The sequence below is a fragment of the Bacteroidales bacterium genome (assembly GCA_016707785.1).
Lineage (GTDB): Bacteria > Bacteroidota > Bacteroidia > Bacteroidales > UBA4417 > UBA4417.
The window spans coordinates 127,228-133,227 of sequence record JADJGZ010000058.1 but is presented as its reverse complement, the minus strand read 5'-3'; the positions used below and the strand labels follow the sequence as shown (position 1 = coordinate 133,227).

At 48.8% G+C, this 6,000-nt stretch carries 12 protein-coding genes; all 12 read left to right on the top strand.

What is annotated here, in order from left to right:
- Nucleotides 1-334: 334 nt before the first annotated feature.
- The 12 genes from IPH84_19735 (at nucleotide 335) to IPH84_19680 (ending at nucleotide 5,967) form a co-directional block, all read left to right on the top strand.
- A complete protein-coding gene (locus tag IPH84_19735) occupies nucleotides 335-766 on the top strand; it encodes a hypothetical protein (protein ID MBK7175391.1) in 432 nt (143 codons plus the stop codon).
- A gap of 406 nt (nucleotides 767-1,172) precedes the next feature.
- Nucleotides 1,173-1,427, top strand: coding sequence for a hypothetical protein (locus tag IPH84_19730; protein MBK7175390.1), 255 nt, complete (start codon nucleotides 1,173-1,175; stop codon nucleotides 1,425-1,427).
- A gap of 92 nt (nucleotides 1,428-1,519) precedes the next feature.
- Nucleotides 1,520-1,765, top strand: coding sequence for a PKD domain-containing protein (locus tag IPH84_19725; GenBank protein MBK7175389.1), 246 nt, complete (start codon nucleotides 1,520-1,522; stop codon nucleotides 1,763-1,765).
- A complete protein-coding gene (locus IPH84_19720) occupies nucleotides 1,711-1,863 on the top strand; it encodes a hypothetical protein (protein MBK7175388.1) in 153 nt (50 codons plus the stop codon). Before IPH84_19725 ends, IPH84_19720 begins: the two co-directional genes overlap by 55 nt.
- A 238-nt stretch (nucleotides 1,864-2,101) precedes the next feature.
- Nucleotides 2,102-2,260, top strand: coding sequence for a hypothetical protein (locus IPH84_19715; GenBank protein MBK7175387.1), 159 nt, complete (start codon nucleotides 2,102-2,104; stop codon nucleotides 2,258-2,260).
- A gap of 154 nt (nucleotides 2,261-2,414) precedes the next feature.
- Entirely contained in the window at nucleotides 2,415-2,657 is a 243-nt protein-coding gene (locus IPH84_19710) for a hypothetical protein (protein ID MBK7175386.1), read from the top strand.
- Nucleotides 2,658-2,917: 260 nt separating this feature from the next.
- Nucleotides 2,918-3,310, top strand: coding sequence for a hypothetical protein (locus IPH84_19705; protein MBK7175385.1), 393 nt, complete (start codon nucleotides 2,918-2,920; stop codon nucleotides 3,308-3,310).
- Nucleotides 3,301-3,489, top strand: coding sequence for a hypothetical protein (locus tag IPH84_19700; GenBank protein MBK7175384.1), 189 nt, complete (start codon nucleotides 3,301-3,303; stop codon nucleotides 3,487-3,489). The genes IPH84_19705 and IPH84_19700 overlap by 10 nt, the downstream gene beginning before the upstream one ends.
- 407 nt (nucleotides 3,490-3,896) lie before the next feature.
- Nucleotides 3,897-4,181, top strand: a complete 285-nt coding sequence (locus IPH84_19695) for a hypothetical protein (protein ID MBK7175383.1) — start codon at nucleotides 3,897-3,899, stop codon at nucleotides 4,179-4,181.
- Nucleotides 4,159-4,497 (top strand): hypothetical protein, encoded by a 339-nt coding sequence (locus tag IPH84_19690; protein MBK7175382.1) that lies wholly within the window; start codon nucleotides 4,159-4,161, stop codon nucleotides 4,495-4,497. The genes IPH84_19695 and IPH84_19690 overlap by 23 nt, the downstream gene beginning before the upstream one ends.
- Nucleotides 4,498-5,225: 728 nt before the next feature.
- Nucleotides 5,226-5,525 carry a hypothetical protein gene (locus tag IPH84_19685; protein ID MBK7175381.1) on the top strand — a complete coding sequence of 100 codons (300 nt, stop codon included), beginning with the start codon at nucleotides 5,226-5,228 and terminating at the stop codon, nucleotides 5,523-5,525.
- A 214-nt stretch (nucleotides 5,526-5,739) separates the two neighbouring features.
- Nucleotides 5,740-5,967: a hypothetical protein gene (locus IPH84_19680; GenBank protein MBK7175380.1), complete on the top strand. Its 228-nt coding sequence runs from the start codon at nucleotides 5,740-5,742 to the stop codon at nucleotides 5,965-5,967.
- Nucleotides 5,968-6,000 lie beyond the last annotated feature (33 nt).

Genomic DNA, 6,000 nt, shown 5'->3' with positions numbered 1-6,000 from the left:
ACCATCATTCCACTGCGATCCCCCATTCAAGCCCATGTCCTGCCGTAACAAAAACTTCAATATGTGCCATTACCAACTCCGAGGGCTGCACCCTGCATCTCCCGTCTGATGAATGTTTTCGGATTCCCACACGACAGACTTTATGAGCTCAGGCCATTGCAAGAGACAGTCTTTTTCATTTTACGGACCTTACCTCCACTTCCGGAAGTCAATAGCCTGCGCTTTGGTACTGGAATTTTGGTGATCCCCTGGTTCAAATATTCAGATAACACCAGTTCATGAACAACCCAACCTGCCACCTGTACTGCAACGGGTAACTATACGGTGACTGAACTTGCACCTCACGCTTAATTGGCTGCTCCGACACGATCAGCTACCTGTTACCATCAAGCCTTTACCTGCCATGCGAACTTCAGCTTCGGGGTCGCCTGCCGGGATAACCCTGCACAGTTCAGTCCCTAAAGTATGGCTATCCCCAGCATTGTCAGCTGGTACTGCTGGAGCTTTGGGGGGATGGAGGCAGCTGTACTTTCCAGTCTCCCAGCCATGCCTTATACCTTTGCCGGGATACCTATACCGTTACGCTCAACGTTACCGATACGGCGGGATGTCAGGACTAGCGCAGCCACCCGGTCATCATCGTTCCGCTGCCCCTAGTGAACTTCGACTTCTCTTCTCCTGCCTGTATGATCAGCTATTTCCGTTTACTGATCTTACTACTTCTACCTCAGGATATGTAACACACTGGTTCTGGGATTTTTGGTGATGGCAACATTGAGTTGTCCAACTTCCTACTACCTCACTCTTATCACATACCTATACCCAGGCAGGACTTTCAATGTAACCCTGACAGCATAAAAGATCCGATTCCTGCACCAGCTCTGCAGACTGAAACCCTTACCGTCGTTCCCAAACCTACGGCACTGTTCAGTCATGGCGCATACCTGTAGGGGGCGGCAAGTCTCATTCACGGATCTTTCACTAAGCAATACCACCTCGGGGATCTCCAACTGGCAATGGTCGGACTTTGGTGACCCGGACGTCTAGAGCTCTTCTAACCAGAGCTGACCAGCGGGAACCTATTTACATCACTTACGATACCGCGAGGACTTGTACAGTCAGGCTGATAGCCACCATCTCAGGCGGATGCAGCGACTACGGTTACCGCGTCAGTGAATATAACCCCACCTCCTGCTGGTAGATTTCAGTTCATTGGCGGGATGCGGTGTGATACCACCAGTTCACTTCCAGCGGCTGTGAATATAGGAAATACCACCCAGGCTGGTACTGGCAGTTCGGGGATGGGCACAGGTTCTACCCTTGTGGACGCGATGCATATCTATGCAGTCCGGCACCTTCAATGTCACCCTCACCATCACCGATACGGCAAACTCCATAAACACAAGACCAATTCAGTGGTCGGCTGACCCCGTACCGCTGTCCCTTCATCTTCAATACCCCCGCCTGCTCCAGGTACGGAGATCACCTTTACCGATCTTGGCAATGGTAACGTGGAGGAATAATCAACAACTGGTACTGGCGGTTCGGTGATGATAATGATACCCTTTTACTACTTACCCCCCCCACGGTAACACATACCTACAGCCAGCCGGGCACTTTCCTTGTAAGCCTGACCTTGGGCGCACAGCGGGGCTGCAGCCATACACGTGTTATCCCTGTGACCATCTCTGCTTCCCGCTCTCCTTTCTCTTGCAGAATACCTGCCAGGGACAAGCCACACAGTTTACCGACCAGACCAGTCTGAATGGCGGTCCCACACTGGTATCCACAGCTGGAACTTTGGCGATCCGCCATCGGGAAGCAGCAACTCAATGCCAAACCAACCCGGTACTAACTTCTTAGCCCGGGCGCATATTTAGTAAGGCTTATTACTGCCAATGCTTCAGGATGCCCGGATACCTGGGACAGAATGTATCCATTGTTCAAAACCAGGGTAGATTTTTACAATGACAGCCTGCTTTGCCTTGGATCAGCCACCACCTTCTTTGCGAACCACCGCCACACAGGTAGGAGCCGTTCAGACTTACAGCTGGAACTTTGGTGATGGCAGTCCTGCAAACACAATACCCATAACATAGCTATGGCGTGGCGGGTACTTTTACCCGTGGTGCTCACGATCAGTGATACCTCAGTTGCCAGGAATGCCATCAGCCATCCTGTGACCATCCACAGTGCACCTCAATCATTAGCATGGCCCAGCAGGCCTGTGCCGGAGTCTCCCACACAGTTCCCGACCTGAGCTCTTGCCCACTGGAATACCCTTGTTGCATGGAACTGGGACTTTGGACTCTCAGGCCCGCTGATACCAGCACGATGCAGAACCCGATACACCTTTAATACCACCGGGCACTTATACCATCACCCTTACCACCACTACCGAGCATGGCTGCACCATGAAGACCATGCCGCTGCAGGCGGAACCAGCCCTACAGCCTGCTTTCAATACTCCAGTCCCTGTGCCAATGGGCCGTTCAGTTCAGGACTCCTCATGGAGCTACCAGGCACTGGTAACAGGATGGAACTGGGAGTTTGAGCCTTACCAGTATGGCAATGGACAGAACCCCAACCATGTGTATTGTGCCAGTGACTCCTGCTATAATGTAAGTGCTGATGATCACCGATATCCGTGGATGTGAGGATACAGCCTTCCAGCAGGTATGTGTCCCCTCAGAGCTCACTGCAACCTTTAGTTATACACACGGTCTGCTTCGGTGAGCCTGTGCAGTTCACCCGCAGTTGACTCACCCCTACTGCCCTGCCGATTCCCTGATCAGCCAGTGGAACTTTGGAGATCCCAGTCGGGTGCGGAACCTGAGCACCCTCAAGCTCAGGACATCTTTTCCGCCCGGGCTTCTATACCATCAACTGCCCCTGAGACCAGTTCGGATGCCCCGCGGTGATTACCAAGCTGAGTGCATGCTTTGCCGTAACATTGTGTTCGAGGTTATACCCCGGGCAGCTGCGACTCAACCATCACCTTTACCAGCCAAAGCGATACCATAAGTTCTATTACTACCATGCTGGAACTTTGGAGACGGGACACTGGATACCATCAATGCCCCAATACCAGTACCACCATAAATGTCCACCGGCCGGAACCTATGTAACCACATTGGCGGTGGTGGATGGGAATAATTGTGCATCAACAGTCACAGACAGCAGTCAGCGTTCCCCCTGTATTGTGGCAGCCTATACGCCATCCGACACCTTGTTATGCCAGAACTATGCCCTAGCGTTCTCGGATTTTTCCACCTGCGATGCCCAGATCAGCCAGTGGGTATGGACCTGAGGAGATACCCGCACAACCGACCACCTATAACAGCTATCAATCCCTCACCACTCCATACCTTCACCCAGCCGGGTACTTTCCATATAAAACTCAGGGTAAGAACTACGATCGTTGGAGGCAGTGTGATCAGTGACTCCACGCAGAGGAGTGATCACGGTAATCGCCACCCCGATGGCTAGGGTTTGCACCACACAGGATGTATGTTACAAACGGGAGTCGATGTTCACCGATACCGCCAAAGCCAATGGAGCTACATCTCACTTACCGCTGGGGTTCGGTGACCCTCAGTGTGTATTGTGACACGCTGAAGCCGTAACCCCTCCTGGGTTTATCTGCCCCGGGCAGTTATGACCCCAGGCTGATTGTCACCAACCAGTCGGGCTCCAGTGATACGGCCACCACCAGCCTGATAATCCATGGCCTTCCTTCTGCTACCTTCAACAGCTCTATTGCCTGTGTTGGCGTCCGCCTACTTCTTCCCGACCATTCAGATCCTTACCTTGCCCCACTGGACCTGTGGGAGGGATGGAGGGTGGTGACAGTTTGGGGAGATTTTTAGGCTCAATGCGGGGATCTACCCCAGTTCGTGTTCGACAGTATCAGCAGGTATAAGGTGCTGCTGACCGCCAGCGATACCAACCAGTGTGCAGATACCTTAAGGGCAATGGTAGATGTGGAACCCTCGCCACTGAGTGCTTTCAGTTATACAGATGATGTAGAACAGGTGCAGGGACAGGTGCAGTTCAGCGATGGATCCATCGGGCCGATGAATACCACTGGGACTTTGGCAATGGAGAAATCTCACCCTTGGCCTCCCGTAATCACTTACAGAAGACGGCACCTATACCGTGACCCTGTTTACCCTGAATGAGCAGGGCTGTTCGGATACTACCAGCATATTATATACCTTGCTCTTCAAAGCATTGTGTCCCCAATGCTTTTGCCCCGGGAGGTACTCTACAGCAGACAAGGATATGGAAGCCGTGGGACAGAACCTTACTACTTACCACTGCCAGGTATATAACTCACATGGAGCCTTGATCTGGGAATCCAAACAGCTGGATGAGAGGATCACGGGTGGAGTTCTGGGATGGAACCTACAAGGCCATCCTGTTCAGCGGGATGTATGTCTGGAAAAATCCAGGCCATCTTCCGCGATGGCACCATCTGGAATAATAAGGATGTAGGAACCATGACAAGCTGACCGAACCTGTGTTTGGGACAATGTGCTGATCAGGTAATCAAGAGTTGTTTCAATCAACGGGCAGGAGAATCCATAATGGGTTCTCCTGTTTGTTTAAATATCTGTTTATTTCTAAAAATCTATCTAATAGATTTATCTATATAAAAAATGCTTTTCTGACAGGACAAGTATCAAATCTATAGATAATATTTTTTCATCAGAAAATTCCACCATTATGTTTGTTGGTTTTCTTAGCTAAATGCAAGAATGCCAGATTTTTCGCTCTGATATTTTTATTGACTGCATTATATTATCTTTGTAACATAGGTAATAAACAGACTTTTATCTGGAAGGTGGCCTATGAACTCAATTTGCTTATGACTTTTACAAAACTCAAAATACACTCTGTTGGTTCTCCACGCCCAATCGCCGTTTAAGGGTTGTGTTTGAAGAAGATTTGGCTGCACATAGAATCCAGTTTGCTTATGTAGGCTGTCCGGAGAAATACCGGTTGAATGTATATATTAGCAATCAACAACAGAAAAGATCTATTTTGGATTTAATGACGATTCACAGAATATATATTACCAGATCAAAGATCCTGATGGGATTGTTGTTGCCGGATATTCACTGGCAGCTATTCCAACAACCGGCAATGGTTATATCAGCACCTGGACAGAGGCTTATAATGGCCCAAAGATTGGAACCGTCAATCCATCAGGATATGATCCTTTGATTCTGACTCCAACAAAGACCGGGAATTACTATTTCGAATTTGCTTCCAATTCTACTGGAGGACATTTCTATAATAGTAAAGATATGCGGTTTTTCGATATCAGCGTTGTTGATGGGACTACTGTAAAGAATGGACGACTTTGGAGCAAAGCCTGGCAATTCACTGATGGTACCGGATCCGATAATATTCTATCTTATCCGGCCAATTTGTTTATTTATACTGATGACCAGATAGTTGATAAATTGAATATCAATGAATGGAATGGCGGAACTTATGTAGTGTATTGTAATCAATGAAATTGTTACAAATAGCGGAAATTGGGCTATTGATCGTAAATCTCTTGATAACTGGCCCTCTTCCGGTGATTTACCACAATATAAAATCTTCCTCAACGATCCTGATTCCAACGTCTACCCCACAGGAACATTAGGTCAAATTTGTGAAGTTAGTAATACCTCATATTGTAATGGGACCATTGATATCCTGGTAAAGGTCAATAAGCCCGGATCTGTGACTATTACTATCGACTGTGAACCGACCGGATCCGGCCCTGAAGATGTTACCCTGAGTAAAAGTGTGACGGGTTCCACCAATTGTGCGACCTGGGATACAATACATTGGAATGGTGTGAATGGTTTAGGGGTTACAGTCCAGAATGGTGCCTCGGTAAACATGGATATTGATTACCTCAATGGCCTTACCAATCTTCCATTATGGGATATTGGAAAATGCAAGTAAAGGAATCAAGGTGGATATTGTCAGGCCTGTACC